The following is a 16,923-nucleotide window of genomic DNA, read 5'->3' as shown; positions in this document are numbered from 1 at the left end:
GCCGCCGGTAGGCTCGCGCCCCATGATGTCGATCGACGGACTGGGCGAGAAGTGGGACACACTGTTCGGCGCGCAGCCGGACCCGCCCGCGCTGCTGGTGCTGATCACCGGGGCCGTCGCGCTGGTGGTGGTCTCCACCCGGCTGCCGTGGCGGATCGCGCGTAACGCCATCACCATCGCGCACGAGGGCGGGCATGCCCTGGTCGCCCTGCTGACCGGCCGCAAGCTGCGCGGCATCCGACTGCACTCGGACACGTCCGGGCTGACGCTCTCCGCGGGCCGCCCCACCGGGCCGGGCATGATCCTCACTCTGCTCGCCGGGTACGTCGCACCGCCGCTGGTCGGGCTGGCCGGGGCGTGGCTGCTCGGTGGTAACCGGATCACCCTGCTGCTCTGGGTGGCCGTGGCGCTTCTGCTGGCCATGCTCGTCATGATCCGCAACGCCTTCGGTGTGGTGTCGCTGCTGGTCACCGGCGCACTGGTGTTCGCCGTCTCCTGGTACGCGACGCCGCAGGTCCAGGCCGCGTTCGCGTACACCGGGGTGTGGTTCCTGCTGCTCGGTGGGGTGCGACCGGTGGTCGAGCTGCAACGGCTGCGCTCGCGGGGCCGGATGCCCGCCTCCGACGCCGATCAGCTCGCCGGGCTCACCCCGTTCCCGCCGCTCTTCTGGGTGGGCTTCTTCTTCCTGGTCAACGTGGCGGCGCTGATCGCCGGAGCGCTCCTGCTCGCCGGGCCGTTCCTCCCCACGTCGCCCTAGCCGCCTCGCTCCGGTCGATCCGGGCAGAATGGGGCGATGCGATACCTGATCATCGGCGCGGGCGCGGTCGGCGGGACCATCGGCGTACGGCTGGCCCAGGCCGACCGGGACGTGACGGTGGTGGCCCGCGGTGCGCACCTGGAGGCGATCCGAGCGCGGGGTCTGACCCTGCGGCAGCCCGAGGGTGAGGTCACCGCCCGGCTCGCGGCGGTGGACCGGCCCACCGACCAGCCGCTGCCGGCCGACACCGTGCTGATCCTCACCGTCAAGTCACAGGACACCGCCGACGCGTTGGCCGCCTGGGTGGACGCTCCCGTGGTCGGCGGTGGCACGGCGGGCGAACGGCTGCCGCTGGTGATCGCGCAGAACGGGGTGGCCAACGAGCGGGCCGCGCTGCGCCTCTTCGCCGACGTGCATCCGGTCTGCGTCTGGCTGCCGGCCACCCACCTGGATCCGGGAGTGGTGGTCGCCAACGGTCACCCGCATCCCGGGATGCTCCACATCGGGCGGTACCCCGCAGGCGCCGACGACACCGACCGGGCTGTCGCCGCCGACCTGACCGCCGCCGGTTTCGTCGCCCCGGTCCGCACCGACGTGCTGCGCTGGAAGTACGGCAAGCTGCTCAGCAACCTCGGTAACGGCCTGCAGGCGTTGCTCGGCCGGGACGTCCCGGACGCGCTGGTCGAGCGGGTACGCGCCGAGGGCGTCGCCGCGCTCGCCGCCGCCGGCATCACGCACACCTCCCCGCAGGAGGAGAAGGCCGAACGCGGCGACCTGGTCGGGCAGCGCCCGGTCGACGGCGAGGCCCGCTCCGGCGGCTCGACCTGGCAGAGCCTGGCCCGGGGCACCGGCTCGACCGAGGTCGACCACCTCAACGGTGAGATCGCGCTGCTCGGCCGGTTGCACGGGGTGCCGACGCCGGTGAATGCCGCGGTGCAGCGGGCCGTACGCCGGGCGGTCCGGGAGCGGATCGGGGCCGGCGCGTTCCCGCTCGACGAGCTGGAAAAGTCGATCGCCTGACCGGGCAACCAACGCCCCTCGCCGGTGCGTGTTCCCAGCGACCGACACGGGGAGGTATCGGGTGCCGGACGTCGACGGGTTCGACGAGTTCTACCGGGGGAGTCGGCAACGGCTCCTCGGGTTCGTCTACGCCCTCACCGGCGATCGGGGTGAGGCGCAGGACGCCGTGCAGGAGGCGTACGTCCGGGCGTGGCAGCGCTGGTCGGCGATCAGCGGGTACGACGACCCGGAGGCGTGGGTGCGGGTGGTGGCCAGCCGGATCGCCGTCAGCCGGTGGCGCAGCCTGCGGAGCCGAGCCCGCGCCTACCTGCGGCACGGGGCCACCGAGACCGTTCCCGGGCCGGGCACCGACACCGTCGCGGTGGTCGCCGCGCTGCGTCGACTGCCCGAGGAGCAACGCGTCGCCATCGCCCTGTACTACCTGGTGGGCATGCCGGTCGCCGAGGTCGCGCGGGAGACCGCGGCCCCGGTGGGCACCGTCAAGGCCCGTCTCTCCCGGGGGCGTACCGCGCTCGCCGGCCTGCTCGCCGTCTCTGACCTGGAGGAGGCTACCGATGCGTGACGACCCGACCCTCGTCGAACAGATCCAGCGGGACCTGCAGGACGTGCGCTGGCTCGGCCCGGAGGAGATCCGCTCCCGGGCCCGCCGTCGCAGCCAGCGCAGGATCGTGGTGGCCACCGTCGCGCTGGCTCTCGCCGGGGTCTCCGCAGTGGCGGTCGCCGCCCCGAGGAAGTCCGCGCCGCCGGTCCCGCCGGCCGCCGCGCCCTCCGCCTCGCCGACCCGGCACGAGATCAGCACCGACGCCCTGTTGCAGCCGGCCGACCTGCCGCAGCAGGTCGACGTGCAGCTCAGCCAGTCGGGCCTGGGCGAGCCGGTCCTGCTGGATTACCAGCTCGCCGCCTGCCGGACGAGTCAGGGGCGATCGAATGGCTGGCTGCATTCGATCCTGTCCCGTTCGCAGACCCTGGTGCCGAAGCGCGACGCGGCAAAATCCGATGGTCTGGTCACGCAGGATCTCTACCGGCTGCCTCCGGACGCGGCCATCCGGCTTCTCGCCACCATGGACGACCTGGTCGCACCGTGTGCCGAATGGACCAGCGTCGGCGAAATCAAGGTGCAGGGCGGAACAGGCATCGGGTCGGCGACGCACCGCTGGGCGGTGATCCAGCGGGACTTCGCCGGTGACGGGGCTGCGCTGCTGCGGCACACCGGTTCGCAGCCCGTCAACCAGAAGACGGGCAAACCCATCGCCGCGCCACCTCGGCCGACCACCACCGCCGTGGTCCGGGTGGGCGACCTGATCACCGTGCTCACTCTGCGAGAGACGGGCACCGAGGTGGACGTGCCCCGATTGGCGGAGGTCGCCGCCCGCCGGATGTGCGTCGCCGCCAACCCCGCCTGCTGACCACTGTCGATCCGCGCCACCTCGGGGTTTGTCGCCCGCCGCCCGGAGGCGGCACTTGTCCTGACGTCGCGTGGATCGACCAGCCTCAGAGCGGGATGTTGCCGTGCTTCTTGGGCGGCAGGGTTTCCCGCTTGGTCCGCAGGACGCGCAGCGCCCGGACGATCTGGGTGCGGGTCTCGTGCGGAGCGATCACCGAATCGACGTATCCACGCTCGGCGGCCACGTACGGGTTGGCCAGGGTGTCCTCGTACTCGGCGATCTTCTCGGCCCGGACGGCCGCCGGGTCCTCGGCCCCGGCCAGCTCGGAGCGGTAGAGGATGTTCACCGCCCCCTGCGCGCCCATCACCGCGATCTGCGCGGTCGGCCAGGCGAAGTTCAGGTCCGCGCCGAGGTGCTTGGAGCCCATCACGTCGTACGCCCCGCCGTACGCCTTGCGGGTGATCACGGTGACCTTCGGGACGGTCGCCTCGGCGTACGCGTAGATGAGCTTCGCGCCGCGGCGGATGATGCCGTCCCACTCCTGACCGGTGCCGGGCAGGAAGCCGGGCACGTCCACGAAGGTCAGCACCGGAATGTTGAACGCGTCGCAGGTGCGGACGAACCGGGCGGCCTTCTCCGAGGCGGCGATGTCCAGGGTGCCGGCGAAGTGCATCGGCTGATTGGCCACCACACCGACCGGCCGCCCCTCGACCCGGCCGTAGCCGACCACGATGTTCTGCGCGTAGAGCGGCTGGACCTCCAGGAACTCCCCGTCGTCGAGGACGTGTTCGAGGACGGTGTGCATGTCGTACGGCTGGTTGGCCGAGTCCGGGATCAGGGTGTCCAACTCCCGGTCCTCGTCGCTGACCGCCAGCTCGGCGGGGGCCTCGACGACGACCGGCTCGTCGAGGTTGTTCGACGGCAGGTACGACAGCAGCGCCTTGACGTAGTCGACCGCGTCCTCCTCGTCGCTGGCGAGGTAGTGCGCGTTGCCGCTGCGGGTGTTGTGCGTACGCGCGCCGCCCAGCTCCTCCATGCCGACGTCCTCGCCCGTCACGGTCTTGATCACGTCGGGGCCGGTGATGAACATGTGCGAGGTCTGGTCGACCATCACGGTGAAGTCGGTGACCGCCGGGGAGTAGACGGCGCCACCGGCACAGGGCCCCATCACCAGTGAGATCTGCGGGATGACGCCGGAGGCCCGCACGTTGCGGAAGAAGATCTCGCCGTAGAGGCCGAGCGAGACGACGCCCTCCTGGATGCGCGCGCCGCCGGAGTCGTTGATGCCGACCACCGGGCAGCCGATCTTCATGGCCAGGTCCATCACCTTGACGATCTTTTCGCCGAAGACCTCGCCGAGCGAGCCACCGAAGACCGTGAAGTCCTGCGCGAAGACGCACACCTGCCGGCCGTCCACCGTGCCGTAGCCGGTGACCACGCCGTCGCCGTACGGGCGGTTCCGCTCCAACCCGAAGGCCGTGGACCGGTGCCGGGCCAGTTCGTCGAGTTCGACGAAGGAGCCCTCGTCGAGCAGCATCTCGATCCGCTCGCGGGCGGTCTTCTTGCCGCGCGCGTGCTGCTTCTCCACGGCGCGGGCCGACCCGGCGTGCACCGCCTCGTCGACCCGGCGCTCCAGGTCCGCCAGCTTGCCCGCGGTGCTGTGCATGTTGGTCCCGGTCTCGGTAGTCACCCAGGGAATATAACGATGGTTCAGGTGGGTGCCGCTGTGCAGTACGCCTCAGTGTCGACCGGAGCACCGCCGTAGGCTGGCGGAATGTCGGGCTCCCCGTACACCGATCTGGACCGGCCGCCGCTGTCGGCGGCCCGGCTGCGCCGCGCGTTGACCGCGCCGAACGGGCCCTGGGCCCGCTTGGAGCTGCGTGCCGAGACCGGCTCCACCAACGCCGACGTGGCCGAGGCCGCCCGGGCCGACGAGCCCGAGGGCCTGGTCGTGGTCGCCGAGCGGCAGACCGCGGGGCGCGGCCGGCGCGGGCGGGTCTGGCAGTCGCCGGCGCGGGCCGGCATCGCGACGAGCGTCCTCCTGCGGCCCGGCGAGGCCGTGCCGGACCGCGGCTGGCTGCCGGCGACACCCACCGGGTACGGGTGGCTGCCGTTGCTGGCCGGGGTGGCGCTGGTGGAGGCGGTGGCCCGGCTGGCCGAGCTGGAAGCCACCCTGAAGTGGCCGAACGACCTGCTGATCGACGACGCGAAGTGCGCGGGCGTGCTGGCCGAGGCGGTCCCGGGACGGGCGCCGGACCAACCGCCGGCCATCGTGCTGGGCATCGGGCTCAACGTGACGTTGCGCGCCGACGAGTTGCCGGTCAATCCGACCGGGCTGCCGGCCACCTCGCTCCAGTTGGCCGGCGCGGTGGCCACCGACCGGGACCCGCTGCTGCGGGCGCTGCTGCGGGCGGTCGCCGACTGGTACGACCGTTGGCGTTCGGCGGGCGGCGACGCGGTGGCCAGCGGCCTGCGCGACGCCTACCTGGCGGCCTGCGCGACGATCGGGCGCGAGGTGCGCGTCCTGCTCCCCGACGGGGACTCCCTGACCGGCACCGCCACCGGGGTGGACCCGGACGGCCAACTGATGGTCACCACGTCGACCGGCGCCCGAACCCTGGCCGCCGGCGACGTCCTGCACCTCCGCTGAGGACGGGCAAGATCACGTAGAGCCGAGTGGGCCCGCGCGGCGGATGTTGTGGTGGGGCTTGCGGGGTTTACCGTCTGCGCGTCCAGAAAATCGCGTTGGAGGTTCCCGTGGCGTTTCCCGAGGACGTGCTCACCGAGGACGAGCACGTCGTGCTGCACCTGCATCCGCACTGGAAGGCGTTGATCCGGCCGATCGCGGTGCTGGTGCTGGCCATCGCCGCGGTGGTGGTCGGCGTGCTCCTGTTGCCCCAGAGCGGCGGCGGTTCGATCGCGCTGGCCGTGATCGGGGCGATCGCCCTGGTCGCGGTTCTCTGGCTCGGCCTGTGGCCGTTCCTGGTCTGGCGGACCACCCACTACCTGTTCACGAACGAGCGGGTCCTGCTTCAGCAGGGTGTGCTCTCCCGGGATCGGCGGGACCTCCCGCTCGCCCGGGTCAACGACCACTCGATGAACCAGCGTTTCGTCGAGCGTCTGCTTGGCTGCGGAACGCTCACCATCGAGTCGGCCGGTGAGCGCGGCCAGTCGGTGCTCGCCGACGTGCCGGACGTCGGGAAGGTGCAGACCACCCTGTACGAGCTGGTCGAGGCACAGCACGACAAGCACTCGCTGGGCGATGGCGAGATGCGCGACATGCTCGCCGACATGCAGGACGGCAAGCCGCTGCGCGACACCACGACCTGATCCGGGCCGGTGGAGACCCGTCCCCGGCACACCGTCGGGGGCGGGTCAGTCAGTCGGGTGGGCCGCTGCTCTTCGGCGGGTCGGTCTGGGACGACCCCACGGTGGACGCGTCTGCCGCGGTCGGGTCGCTGTCAGGCTGGTCGGCTCCGGGCTGGTCGGCGTCGGTCGGAGCGGCTGCGGTGGCTTCGGCGGGGTCGGCGTCGACCGGTCGCACGGCGAACCAGCCACGGAAGCGGGTCCGCAGCACCTCCTGCTCGGGCCGGTCGTCCGGGCCGAGGCGCAGCATGGTGCCGGTGAGGCTGACGGTGCCGAGCCCGGGGCGGGCCGTCGACGGCCGGGCGCCCATCACGTCGACCCGGACCGCGAGCCGGTCGCCGGCCCGCACCGGGGCGAGCCACCGCAGCTCCTCCAGGCCGGGGGAGGCGTCCGCGGCGGCCCGGGACAGCAGGTGGTCGACGTACGCGCGCATGAAGAGGCTGACCGTGTAGAAGCCGCTGGCGATCAGACCACCGTGTGAGCTCGCCGCGGCCAGGTCGGGGTCGACGTGGTACCACTGCGGGTCGAAGCGGCGGGCGAAGGCGACCATCTCGTCGGCGTCCACGGTGACCACGCCGAGGTCGACGGTGAGCCCCGGGACGAGATCCTCGAAGAACAGCTCGGCCGGTCGCCCCGTGCCGGAGCGGGCGTCGGGTGTCGTCACCGGCGGGGCGCGCGACGGGTGCCGACGTGCAGCTCCGCGGCGAGTTCCGCGTCCAGGTCGACGGCGGGGCTGACGCTCAGCCGAGGGAGCCGACCCTGAGTCGGTGCGCCGGCTGGTGGGTCGAGGCGTTTCGCGGACTCCGCCTCCTCCAGCTCGGACACCGATTCCGCCAGCTCGGCGACCGGGTCCATCTCCGCCATGGTGTCCCACTCGTCGCGCGGAATGCTGTGCCAGGTGGAGTCGGGCTTCGCGGGCTCGTCCTCGGCCGGCGCGACGGGTTGGAAGACGAACGTGCGGTATGACCAGAAGCGGAACAGCGTGGCCAGCAGGACGCCGACGGTCTTGGCCAGATTCAGTGCCAGCAGGCCGTGTACGCCGAGACCGTACTTCGCCGCCGCCACAGCCCCCAGCTCAATGAGCAGGCCAGCGCCGTTGAAGAGGAAGAAAAGCAGATATTCGCGGCGAAGCGCCGATTTCGGACGATCGCGGTACGTCCAGTGCCGATTCATGAGGTACGACGTGATGGTGGCGACGATCGTCGCGATCACTGTCGCCTTCAACTGACCATTGACGAAAACGGTCAGTGCAAGGGCATTGAACACCGCGTAATTGATGACGGTGTTGATGCCGCCGACGATGCCGAACTTGAGCGCCTCGTGGATGAACTTCTGCCAGCGCTCAGGCAGCAGGCGGACAAGACGCATGCGAAACACCTTAGGGCAGTCGGTGCGGCCGGCGATCACCGGCCGAACGAGGTGGGCGGCAGGTCACGCCCCGGGGTCGCGGTCGGGATTCACCTGCGGAAGGGTCGGGGTTCCCGCTTCGACGAAGACGAACCGCCGGTACGACCAGAATCGAAACAGCGTGGCGAATCCCGTGCCGACGATGTAGCTGGCGAGATTGTCCGCCAGGCGCGTCTGGAACACGTCCGGCCAGATGGCCCCGAGCCCGTAGCGGCTGAGCGCGAGGCAGGCCACCGTGATGCCGAGACCGACCGCGTTGAAGAAGAAGAAGAGCGCGTACTCGCGGGCCGCGTTGTTGCGCTGACGGTGCCGCCACGTCCAGAAGCGGTTGCCCACGAAGGCGACGGACGCCGCGATCACCGTGGAGATCGTCTTCGCCGTCAACTCTTCGACGCCGTGCCTGCTCGTCAGGTAGTTGAAGAGCGCGAAGTCGACGAGGAACGCGAAACCACCCACGGTGGCGAACTTGCCCATCTCGCGGATGAGGTGACCGAAGCGGTCGAGGAGTAAGCCGACGAGACCCCTTCGGGTCTGCCGGGGACCCGGTTGTTCCCCGGTCATCGTGGCGGCCACGGGGGGAGCCTACCGGCTGCCGCCCAGTCAGAGGGGTAGCAACGGCAAGCGGGCGTGGTCTCCCGCAGGGGCCCAGCGCCGTGTGCGTGACCACTGCACAGAGCGTAGCCAACTGGGAGGACTGAGTCGCCCCGGAACGGGAATCACCGCAACGGTCGGCGGGGCAGGTCCACGGCCCGACCGCAACAAGCGTCCGCCGGGGTGCACAACAAGATTTGCGTGAAACTGCGCGGGAAAGCGGGTATCAGATCGTGATGCCGCAGCGAGGCCGTAGCTTGTGCAGTTCTTCACAACCTGTCCCAATGACTCGGAAGGCTGCCCGGTTTACGCTGAGGCCAATCCCAGGTTTCCACGAAGGCGACGCATCGCGCCGCTGAGTCTCGTGCATCCCATAGATCGGTCAGCGTCGACCACAAGGAGATGTGTCATGGTTGCTCCGGCTGTTGTGCGGGGTATCGATCAGGCCCCGACGTCCCATCCGAAACTGCTCGCCTGGGTCCGTGAGGTCGCGGAACTGACCACCCCCGACCGTGTCGTCTGGGTGGACGGGTCCGACGAGGAGTGGCGCCGCCTCACCGACGAGCTGGTCGAGGCCGGCACGCTGGTCCGGCTCAACCCGGAGAAGAAGCCCAACTCGTTCTACGCGCGCACCGACCCGACGGACGTCGCCCGGGTCGAGGAACGCACCTACATCTGCTCCGTCGACGAGGCGGACGCCGGCCCCACCAACAACTGGATGGCGCCGGCCGAGATGAAGCGGACGATGACGGATTTGTACCGGGGCTCCATGCGCGGTCGCACCATGTACGTCATCCCGTTCGTCATGGGGCCGGTCGAGGCCGAGTCCCCGATGTTCGGTGTCGAGATCACCGACAGCCCGTACGTGGTCGCCTCGATGCGCATCATGACGCGGATGGGCACCCGGGTCCTGGAGGCGATGGGCGACGACGCGGACTTCGTGCACGCGCTGCACTCGATCGGCGCCCCGCTCGCCCCCGGCCAGCAGGACGTCGCCTGGCCGTGCAACGACACCAAGTACATCTCGCACTTCCCGGAGAGCCGGGAGATCTGGTCGTACGGCTCGGGTTACGGCGGCAACTCGCTGCTGGGCAAGAAGTGCTACTCGTTGCGCATCGCCAGCGTGATGGGCCGGGACGAGGGCTGGCTCGCCGAGCACATGCTGATCCTCAAGATCACCTCGCCGGAGGGCAAGGTCCACCACATCGCCGGCGCGTTCCCGTCCGCCTGCGGCAAGACCAACCTCGCCATGGTGGAGCCGACGATTCCCGGCTGGAAGGTCGAGACCATCGGCGACGACATCGCCTGGATGCGGTTCGGCCCGGACGGCCGCCTCTACGCCGTCAACCCCGAGTACGGCCTGTTCGGCGTCGCGCCCGGCACCGACTGGAAGACCAACGCCAACGCCATGCGCACGCTGGACCGGGGCAACTCGGTCTTCACCAACGTCGGCCTCACCGATGACGGCGACGTCTGGTGGGAGGGCATGGGCGAGCCGCCGGCACACCTGATCGACTGGAAGGGCAACGACTGGACGCCGGAGAGCGACAGCCTGTCCTCCCACGCGAACAGCCGGTTCTGCACCCCGATCACGCAGTGCCCGATCCTCGCCGACGAGTACTTCGACCCGAACGGCGTGCCGATCGACGCGATCCTCTTCGGTGGACGCCGCAAGGACACCGTCCCGCTGGTGACCGAGGCCCGCGACTGGGTGCACGGCGTCTACATGGGCGCCACGCTCTCCTCGGAGACCACCGCCGCCGCGTCCGGCGCCGTCGGCGTGGTCCGGCGGGACCCGATGGCGATGCTGCCGTTCATCGGCTACCACGCCGGCGACTACTTCCGGCACTGGATCGAGATGGGCAAGGGCGCCGACGGCGACGAGGCGAAGCTGCCGAAGATCTACTACGTCAACTGGTTCCGTAAGGACCCGGACGGCTCGTTCCTCTGGCCGGGCTTCGGCGAGAACTCCCGGGTGCTCAAGTGGGTCGTCGAGCGGATCGAGGGCACTGCCGACGCGGTCGAGACGCCGGTCGGCATGGTCCCCGCGCCCGACGCCCTGGACGTCGAGGGCCTGGACATGACCCCGGAGGATGTTCGGATCGCGCTCAAGGTCGACCCGGACGAGTGGCGCAACGAGCTGCCGATGATCACCGAGTGGTTCGAGAAGTTCGGTGACAAGCTGCCCGGCGTGCTCTGGGCCGAGTTGGACGCGCTGCGCGCCCGCCTGGACGCCGCACAACCGCAGCGGTAGGTGTGAACGAGGCCCTTCGCGGGCAACATCGGATTTCATGAGGACGGCCGCCGAGACAGAGGTCCGGCGGCCGTCCGCCGTCCGGGTGCTCACCATCCTGCTGGGGACGACGGCGGCGGCCACCGTCGTGGTCGAGTTGCTCAACTGGTGGTACGCCCCGGAGCAGGGCTTCGGGCTCGCCGTACGGACCGGCTGGGCCATGCTGCGCTCGTTCGGCTTCCTGCTGCTGATCGGGCACGTGCGACGCGGTCGCACGGCGGCCCGCCCGTTCGGGCTGATCCTCGCGGTCACCACCATCTTCGCGGTCGGCCGGCTCATCGTGCCCCGGCAGGGCGTGCCGCCGCTGCCCGGCCTGCTCGGCTTCGCCATTCTCACGGCGCTCTGCGTCGTGGTGGTCTGGCTGCTCTACCGCTCGTCGGCGTTGGCCGCGCATCTGGTCCGGCACCGTCCACGCCTCGTCATCGACTCCGACGGCATCTCCTGGCGGGAGACCCCGCCACGCCGACCACAGGCCAGTGCCTGGTTGTTGACCAGCCGGGTGGCGGCCTTCACCTACAGCCCCTTGATGCTGGTGCCGGCCCTGGTCGCCGGGGGCTCCCTTTTGGATGGTCGACTGACCGCGGTGCCGGCGGTGCTGTTCTGGTTCGGTGCGGGCATCACGGCCAGCTACGCGGTGCTGTTCTGCACAGCGTTCCTGATGCGGGGCAAGGACTGGGCGCGTGGGCTGCTGGTCGTCGTCACTGTTGCCGTACTCGCCGTGGATCTGCCGCTGTGCTGGTGGCTGCTCGGCGTGGACGGCCTGATCCGCGACGGCGCCCCTCTGGTGGCGGCGGCAGGGTTGACCCTGTACGGCCTGCGCCGCGCCGCTCGCGCCTCCGACGACGCCGGACCTGAACCCCGACCTTGACCGCGGCGGAGCCTCGCACCGACGTCGCCGCCGGGTGCCGACCCGGCGGTCGACCGCAGCCCAGCACCTGCCCATCCCCTCGTCTGCTCCTGCACCGTCCTTTGCTCTGCACCCCGATAGGCGACAGTCGCGGACGGTAACCGTCGCATCCGCGGGTGCAGAGCAAAGGTGGGGTAGGTGGGATTGGCCGCCCGGTGCGGGAGCGGTCTTCGCGGGCGGGCAGGGGGCAGGATGGCGGGTGGCGTCGGTCACAGTGTCGACGTCGGGGCGAGCTGTGGAGATGTCGCGGCGGCCGGCCGACCGGGTCGCCCGGCGGGAGTGGCCGCGAGGCGGTCCGGCTGGAGGGAGGCTCGTGGTGAGCGACGAGTTCGACGTGGTGGTGGTGGGGGCGGGGCCGGCCGGGGCGGCAGCCGCGCTGACGGCTCGCCGGGCCGGCGCCAGCGTGCTGCTGCTGGACCGGGCCGACTTTCCCCGGGACAAGGCGTGTGGTGACGGGATCGCCGCGCACTCGGTGGACGTACTCGCCGAGCTGGGGGTGACCGAGGCGGTGGCGGGGTACGCGCCGCTGCCGGCGTTGCGCATGGTCTCGCCGGGTGGCGGTGCGGTGGCTCGGGCGCTGCCCCGCCCCGCGTACACCGTGCCTCGGGAGGTTTTCGACGCGCGGCTGGTGGCGGCCGCGGTGGCCGCCGGTGCGCAGCTGCGCCGGCACACGGTGCGCCAGGTCGAACCGCGCGCGGACCGGGTGGTGCTCGACGGGCAGGTGTCCGGCCGGGTGGTGATCGGCGCGGACGGTGCCGGTTCGGTGGTACGCCGGGCGCTCGGTCATCCGCAGAACCCCGACCGACACCTCGCGCTGGCCATCCGGGGTTACGCCCCGGCGCTGCCCGGCCCGTCCGAGCAGCTCATCGTCACCTCGAAGGCGCGTTGGCCGGCGTACGCCTGGTCGTTTCCGATCGGTGACGGACGGGCGAACGTCGGGTACGGGGAGGTCCTGCGCGGTGAGCCGTTGAGCCGCGCGTACCTGCTGGACCGGCTGGCCGCGCTGCTGCCCGGCACCGATCTGGCGACCGTGACCGCGTTGCGCGCGCATCACCTGCCGCTCTCCACCCACCGCCCGTCGCCGGGGCGTGGGCGCACCCTGCTGGCCGGGGACGCCCTGTCACTGATCAATCCGTTCACGGGGGAGGGGATCTTCTACGCGTTGCTCTCCGGCGCGCTCGCCGGTTCGGCGGCGGCCCGGTCGCCCGATGGCGCGGCCGGTCGCTACGCCGACGGGTTGCGTCGCCGCCTCGGCACCCACCTGCGGCACAGTTCGGTGGCGGCCTGGTTGGCCCGGCGGCGTCGGGTGGTGGACGCGGCGGTCCGGGCCGCCCGTCGGGACGACCGGGTGTTCTACGACGTGGTCGAGTTGGGGCTGGGTGACGGACGCCTCACCGCTCGTACGCTCGCGCTGATCGGTGTCGGTCTGCGCGGAGGGGATGGGGCTCCGAGGCAGTGAACTGGCGCGAGGGTCGCTACGCTGCAAGGTGATGACGCTGCGGAACCTTATCTACTCCGTGTACGAGCGCCGGCTCACGGCGAAGCTCGCGGGTAAGCCGGTGCCCCGGCATGTCGGGGTGATGTGCGACGGCAACCGCCGATGGGCGAGGGAGATGGGCTTCGTCGACCCGAACGACGGGCACCGGGTCGGCGCGGCGAAGATCAAGCATGTCCTCGGCTGGTGTGACCAGGCCGGCGTCGGGCACGTGACTCTCTACCTGCTGGCCACCGACAATCTGCGCCGTCCGGCCGCCGAGCTGGACCCGCTCCTCAAGATCATTGAGGACCTGGTGGTGGAGCTCTCCGAGGAGGGCAACCCCTGGCGACTGCGCATCGTCGGAGCGCTCGACCTGCTGCCGGCGCAGACTGCGGCGGCGCTCAAGGGCGCCGAGGAGCGCACCCGCGAGCGCACCGGTGGCGCGGAGGTCAACATCGCGGTGGGTTACGGCGGCCGTCGGGAGATCACCGACGCGGTCCGTTCGCTGCTGCTGGAGCACGCCGCCACCGGAGGCACGATCGAGGAGCTGGCCGAGGTGCTGGACGTCGAGCACATCTCCGAGCACCTCTACACCCGCGGCCAGCCCGACCCGGACCTGGTCATCCGTACCAGCGGTGAGCAGCGGTTGTCCGGTTTCATGCTCTGGCAGTCCGCGCACTCGGAGTTCTACTTCTGCGAGCTCAACTGGCCCGATTTCCGGCACATCGATTTCCTGCGGGCCCTGCGCTCGTACGCCACCAGGCAACGCCGCTACGGCGCCTGACCCGGCGGCGACGCCGTCGGCCGCCGCTGGGGTCAGGTCGGTCAGGACAGGTGGGTCAGCGCCCGGGTGAGGAAGTCACCCAGGGCGGCCGGCGACTCGATGGTCAGGTCGGCGGCGTTGGCCACCTCGTGACCGGTCTCCGGGTTGGCCACCGCCACGCAGACGCCGAGAAAGTCCGGGTCGGCGGTGGCGCGAGCGCGCAGCGCGGCGAACGCCTTGATGTCGGAGACATCGTCGCCGAAGTACCAGGCGCCGGTGGCACCCTTGATCGCCTCGCCGATCACCATGCCCTTGTCCCGGTCGACAGGCGGCTTGAGCTCCAGCACCATCCGCCCGGCCTGCGAGCGCAACCCCAGACGGTCGGCCTGCGCCTGCCCCCACTGCTGCACCGTCGGGCCGAGCTGCGGGGCGGTACGCCAGTGCAGCGCGACCGAGAGCCGCTTGTACTCCACCAGCGTGCCGGGTGGCAGTTCCGCCCGAGCCAGGTCGGCCAGCTCCGCCATTGTCGGCACCCAGGGCAGCGCGGCCGGTTCGGTGACCGTGTCGCCGCCGGAGTGACTGTGCTCCAGCCCGTAGAGGCCGTAGAGGTCCACGCCGGCGAGCCCGCCGAGCTGATCCCGAAGGAACTCGACGGGCCGGGCGGAAACGATCGCGACGCGCTGCACGACCGGGGCGAGCGCCTCGATCGCGGCCAACGCCTTGGGTGCCGGGCGTACCGCGGTCGGATCGTCGTCGACGGGCGCGAGCGTGCCGTCGAAGTCGAAGAAGAGCACGGTCCCGGCCGCCCGGCTGGCGGTTGTTCGCCAGGCCTGGTCGGCGTTCAACGGGGTCCTCGGCTGCTGATTGCCCAGATTCAACGGCGGCACGCGCGTCAGCGTACCCCGGCGATCCAGGCTCATTCCTGGCCGAGCGGACCCATTCAGCGGTACGCGGTCAGCGTTCGGCGGCTCCTCGTCCGCGCCGGCCGAACGGCACCACCGCGGCCTCCTGGCCGTGGCTCAACAGGTAGCCCTCCACGAACCCGGTGTTGCGATCGCCGGTGTGGTTGTCGATCTCGTTGAGCCGTGCCACCAGGAACTCGGTGAGTGCGCTGATTCGGTTGTTCAGACGCTCGTGCAGCTCGGCGACGACGGCCAGGACGACCGCGGTGCCGGCGGTGATGAGCGCAAAGAGGTTGACGAGCAGCGGCAGCTGCCCGCCGTCGACCGCGAGGGTCACCGTGTTGCCGGTCGCCCACAGTGTCACCGACACCGTTGCGACCACGACTGCCAACCACTTCAGGGTCATGGACAGACCCCTCCTTCTGTCCCGCAGGGCTGGGTTCGGCCTTGTCCCGTCCCCCCGCCGATGACGAGCCCAAGCAGTACGAATAGGGACGCTAGCGTGCCCGTTCCAGCCCCGGAGGCAAACGAATGAACCCGACCAGGCGTTCTTTCGCTATCTGAGGAACTAGCCTGCCTGATTGCCCCTTTTTCGGACATCGACCGGCAGCGTTGGGCGGTATGCGAGGTATCTGATGGTTTCCCGGATGTGGAACTTCTCCGCGTCCGACACCTGCGGATCGACCAGACGCCGCAGCAGCGCCTCCACGTCGGGGTCCATCGGAGGGGCGGCCTGGCCGGTGCGGGGGCCGGCCGCGGCGCGGTCCCAGCCGAGTGCGGCGAAGGCTGCGGCCGGGTTCAACCCCAGGCCCTCGCAGAAGGCGACCACCCGTTCGGCTTCCGGGTCGCTGGCCCAGTCGCCGCGGACCCAACGGTTGATGGTCTGCCGGGAGACGCCGGTGCGCCGGGACACCTCGGTGCCGCTCCAGGCTCGGGTCGCCCGTGCCTCGTCCAGGGCCCGCCTGACGAAGGTGGCGAAGGCGATCTTCCGCGCATTGGCCGTCTCGGTCACTCCGTGACGGTACGGCCAGCCGACTGCGGGTGCGCGCCCCGGCTCGCCACTGTCACGCAGACGTGACGGATGCTTCGGATTTCCGGTAAACGAGTCAGTGCCACTGTTGAGGGGTGTCACGCGGGCAGAATAGATGAACGTAGTGGCAAACGTAAGGGGACGAAAAGCTGATACTGTCACGCCCATGGGACAATCTACGGTGTGTCACGTGCATGAGACGATTGGTGCTCGCATGCGTCACGCCCCCGGTGCCAGGGGGTCGTGGTGACCGAGCTCGCCACCCGCGCCCAGGCCTTCGGGCTGATCGCCGAGGGGGTCGCCGCAGGGCTGACCGCCCCGTGGCGCCTCTATCTGGCCCGAGGCTGCCGCTACCTGTCGCTGAGCGTCGGTGACCGTGCCGAGTGGAACGCCTGGCGTACCCATCTCGGCTGTCCGGAGCTCAGCGTCCGGGTCTACGACGCCGGCGGCGAGATCCGCCGGTCCTCAATGGCCGAAGTCGTGCTGGACGGCTGCCGGATCAGCGTCGAGCTGGTCGAGGAGGTCAGCACCGACGACTTGGACCGGCTGCTCGTCGCCGACCCCACCACCATCGAGCCGGAGGAGCGATGACCTGGCGTCCCGGCTGGGCCGGAGCTGCCCGATGAGCCCGTTTCTCGCGGTGTTCCTCGTCCTGGTGCTCGGTGCCACCAGTTACGCGGCCGGTCGGCTGCACGGGCAGCTCAGCTACCGCATCGGCTACCGCTTCGGTTACCGGCAGGGCTACTTCGACGGGGATCGGGGCGCCTGGAACCGGCGTCGTCGGGACGCCCAGGCGGCGATCGCCTCGGCCCTGTCGGTCTCGCCCGCGGGCGTGGTCCGCACCGCCGGTGCTGTCGAACGCCCCGGCACCACGTACACCGGCTCGTCGTTCAGCGCGCCGGCCGCCCCGATCACCGGGCGGCACCCGACCGGCACGCTCGTCCGACGTACCGGTTGAGGTCGGTCGGCGGGCCTGCCCCGCCGACCGGCGCCACGAGCGCGGTGCGTCGTCCGCGGCGGACACG

The 16,923-nt window shown here is 70.9% G+C and carries 19 protein-coding genes; 12 read left to right on the top strand and 7 right to left on the bottom strand.

From position 1 onward, the window contains the following. Positions 1-22: 22 nt before the first annotated feature. From ACZ6NZ_RS00375 to ACZ6NZ_RS00360, 4 genes are all read left to right on the top strand, one after another. Positions 23-757, top strand: coding sequence for a M50 family metallopeptidase (locus ACZ6NZ_RS00375; RefSeq protein WP_465854522.1), 735 nt, complete (start codon positions 23-25; stop codon positions 755-757). Positions 758-793: 36 nt separating this feature from the next. Continuing rightward, a complete protein-coding gene (locus tag ACZ6NZ_RS00370) occupies positions 794-1,777 on the top strand; it encodes a ketopantoate reductase family protein (RefSeq protein WP_465854520.1) in 984 nt (327 codons plus the stop codon). 61 nt (positions 1,778-1,838) lie between these two features. After that, on the top strand, positions 1,839-2,339 hold the full coding sequence (locus tag ACZ6NZ_RS00365) for a SigE family RNA polymerase sigma factor (protein WP_366612656.1): 501 nt from the start codon (positions 1,839-1,841) through the stop codon (positions 2,337-2,339). Continuing rightward, positions 2,332-3,183 (top strand): hypothetical protein, encoded by an 852-nt coding sequence (locus ACZ6NZ_RS00360; RefSeq protein WP_465854518.1) that lies wholly within the window; start codon positions 2,332-2,334, stop codon positions 3,181-3,183. Before ACZ6NZ_RS00365 ends, ACZ6NZ_RS00360 begins: the two co-directional genes overlap by 8 nt. A gap of 85 nt (positions 3,184-3,268) precedes the next feature. Here ACZ6NZ_RS00360 and ACZ6NZ_RS00355 read toward each other — a convergent pair whose 3' ends face one another. Next, complete coding sequence (locus tag ACZ6NZ_RS00355; RefSeq protein WP_465854516.1) at positions 3,269-4,852, bottom strand: acyl-CoA carboxylase subunit beta; 1,584 nt, start codon at positions 4,850-4,852, stop codon at positions 3,269-3,271. 84 nt (positions 4,853-4,936) lie between these two features. On the opposite strand from ACZ6NZ_RS00355, the gene ACZ6NZ_RS00350 reads away from it, so the two are divergent. Together ACZ6NZ_RS00350 and ACZ6NZ_RS00345 are read left to right on the top strand one after the other, a co-directional pair. Continuing rightward, entirely contained in the window at positions 4,937-5,812 is an 876-nt protein-coding gene (locus ACZ6NZ_RS00350; RefSeq protein WP_465854514.1) for a biotin--[acetyl-CoA-carboxylase] ligase, read from the top strand. Between the two features lie 107 nt (positions 5,813-5,919). Further along, complete coding sequence (locus ACZ6NZ_RS00345; protein WP_366612652.1) at positions 5,920-6,492, top strand: PH domain-containing protein; 573 nt, start codon at positions 5,920-5,922, stop codon at positions 6,490-6,492. A gap of 49 nt (positions 6,493-6,541) precedes the next feature. Here the strand turns inward: ACZ6NZ_RS00345 and ACZ6NZ_RS00340 are convergent, their stop codons facing one another. The 3 genes from ACZ6NZ_RS00340 to ACZ6NZ_RS00330 all read right to left on the bottom strand — a co-directional run bounded on the left by ACZ6NZ_RS00340 (position 6,542) and on the right by ACZ6NZ_RS00330 (position 8,496). Further along, positions 6,542-7,192, bottom strand: coding sequence for a MaoC/PaaZ C-terminal domain-containing protein (locus ACZ6NZ_RS00340; RefSeq protein WP_465854511.1), 651 nt, complete (start codon positions 7,190-7,192; stop codon positions 6,542-6,544). Continuing rightward, positions 7,189-7,896 carry a GtrA family protein gene (locus tag ACZ6NZ_RS00335; protein ID WP_366612650.1) on the bottom strand — a complete coding sequence of 236 codons (708 nt, stop codon included), beginning with the start codon at positions 7,894-7,896 and terminating at the stop codon, positions 7,189-7,191. Before ACZ6NZ_RS00335 ends, ACZ6NZ_RS00340 begins: the two co-directional genes overlap by 4 nt. A gap of 63 nt (positions 7,897-7,959) precedes the next feature. After that, the gene (locus ACZ6NZ_RS00330) at positions 7,960-8,496 is read right to left on the bottom strand and encodes a GtrA family protein (protein WP_465855876.1); all 537 of its coding nucleotides are present in this window, start codon (positions 8,494-8,496) and stop codon (positions 7,960-7,962) included. Positions 8,497-8,935: 439 nt separating this feature from the next. Here ACZ6NZ_RS00330 and ACZ6NZ_RS00325 point away from each other — a divergent pair, with 439 nt between their 5' ends. The 4 genes from ACZ6NZ_RS00325 to ACZ6NZ_RS00310 all read left to right on the top strand — a co-directional run bounded on the left by ACZ6NZ_RS00325 (position 8,936) and on the right by ACZ6NZ_RS00310 (position 13,987). Then, positions 8,936-10,780, top strand: coding sequence for a phosphoenolpyruvate carboxykinase (GTP) (locus ACZ6NZ_RS00325; protein ID WP_366612648.1), 1,845 nt, complete (start codon positions 8,936-8,938; stop codon positions 10,778-10,780). A gap of 37 nt (positions 10,781-10,817) precedes the next feature. After that, on the top strand, positions 10,818-11,687 hold the full coding sequence (locus ACZ6NZ_RS00320) for a hypothetical protein (protein ID WP_465854509.1): 870 nt from the start codon (positions 10,818-10,820) through the stop codon (positions 11,685-11,687). Between the two features lie 280 nt (positions 11,688-11,967). After that, on the top strand, positions 11,968-13,185 hold the full coding sequence (locus ACZ6NZ_RS00315; protein WP_465854507.1) for a geranylgeranyl reductase family protein: 1,218 nt from the start codon (positions 11,968-11,970) through the stop codon (positions 13,183-13,185). A gap of 31 nt (positions 13,186-13,216) precedes the next feature. After that, a complete protein-coding gene (locus ACZ6NZ_RS00310) occupies positions 13,217-13,987 on the top strand; it encodes an isoprenyl transferase (protein WP_366612645.1) in 771 nt (256 codons plus the stop codon). A gap of 41 nt (positions 13,988-14,028) precedes the next feature. On the opposite strand, the gene otsB is transcribed toward ACZ6NZ_RS00310, so the two are convergent. The 3 genes from otsB to ACZ6NZ_RS00295 form a co-directional block, all read right to left on the bottom strand. Then, entirely contained in the window at positions 14,029-14,853 is an 825-nt protein-coding gene (gene otsB / locus ACZ6NZ_RS00305) for a trehalose-phosphatase (protein WP_366612644.1), read from the bottom strand. Between the two features lie 67 nt (positions 14,854-14,920). Continuing rightward, positions 14,921-15,274, bottom strand: a complete 354-nt coding sequence (locus ACZ6NZ_RS00300; RefSeq protein ID WP_210784414.1) for a hypothetical protein — start codon at positions 15,272-15,274, stop codon at positions 14,921-14,923. A gap of 162 nt (positions 15,275-15,436) precedes the next feature. Further along, positions 15,437-15,880: an XRE family transcriptional regulator gene (locus tag ACZ6NZ_RS00295; protein ID WP_091394342.1), complete on the bottom strand. Its 444-nt coding sequence runs from the start codon at positions 15,878-15,880 to the stop codon at positions 15,437-15,439. 264 nt (positions 15,881-16,144) lie between these two features. On the opposite strand from ACZ6NZ_RS00295, the gene ACZ6NZ_RS00290 reads away from it, so the two are divergent. Beyond that, entirely contained in the window at positions 16,145-16,489 is a 345-nt protein-coding gene (locus ACZ6NZ_RS00290; RefSeq protein WP_110562608.1) for a hypothetical protein, read from the top strand. A gap of 31 nt (positions 16,490-16,520) precedes the next feature. Further along, positions 16,521-16,856 (top strand): hypothetical protein, encoded by a 336-nt coding sequence (locus ACZ6NZ_RS00285; protein WP_357198029.1) that lies wholly within the window; start codon positions 16,521-16,523, stop codon positions 16,854-16,856. Positions 16,857-16,923: the final 67 nt, after the last annotated feature.

Source organism: Micromonospora sp. NPDC047756, assembly GCF_055587245.1.
The sequence above is the reverse complement of the archived record's forward strand: the minus strand, read 5'-3'. Positions and strand labels throughout refer to the sequence as shown.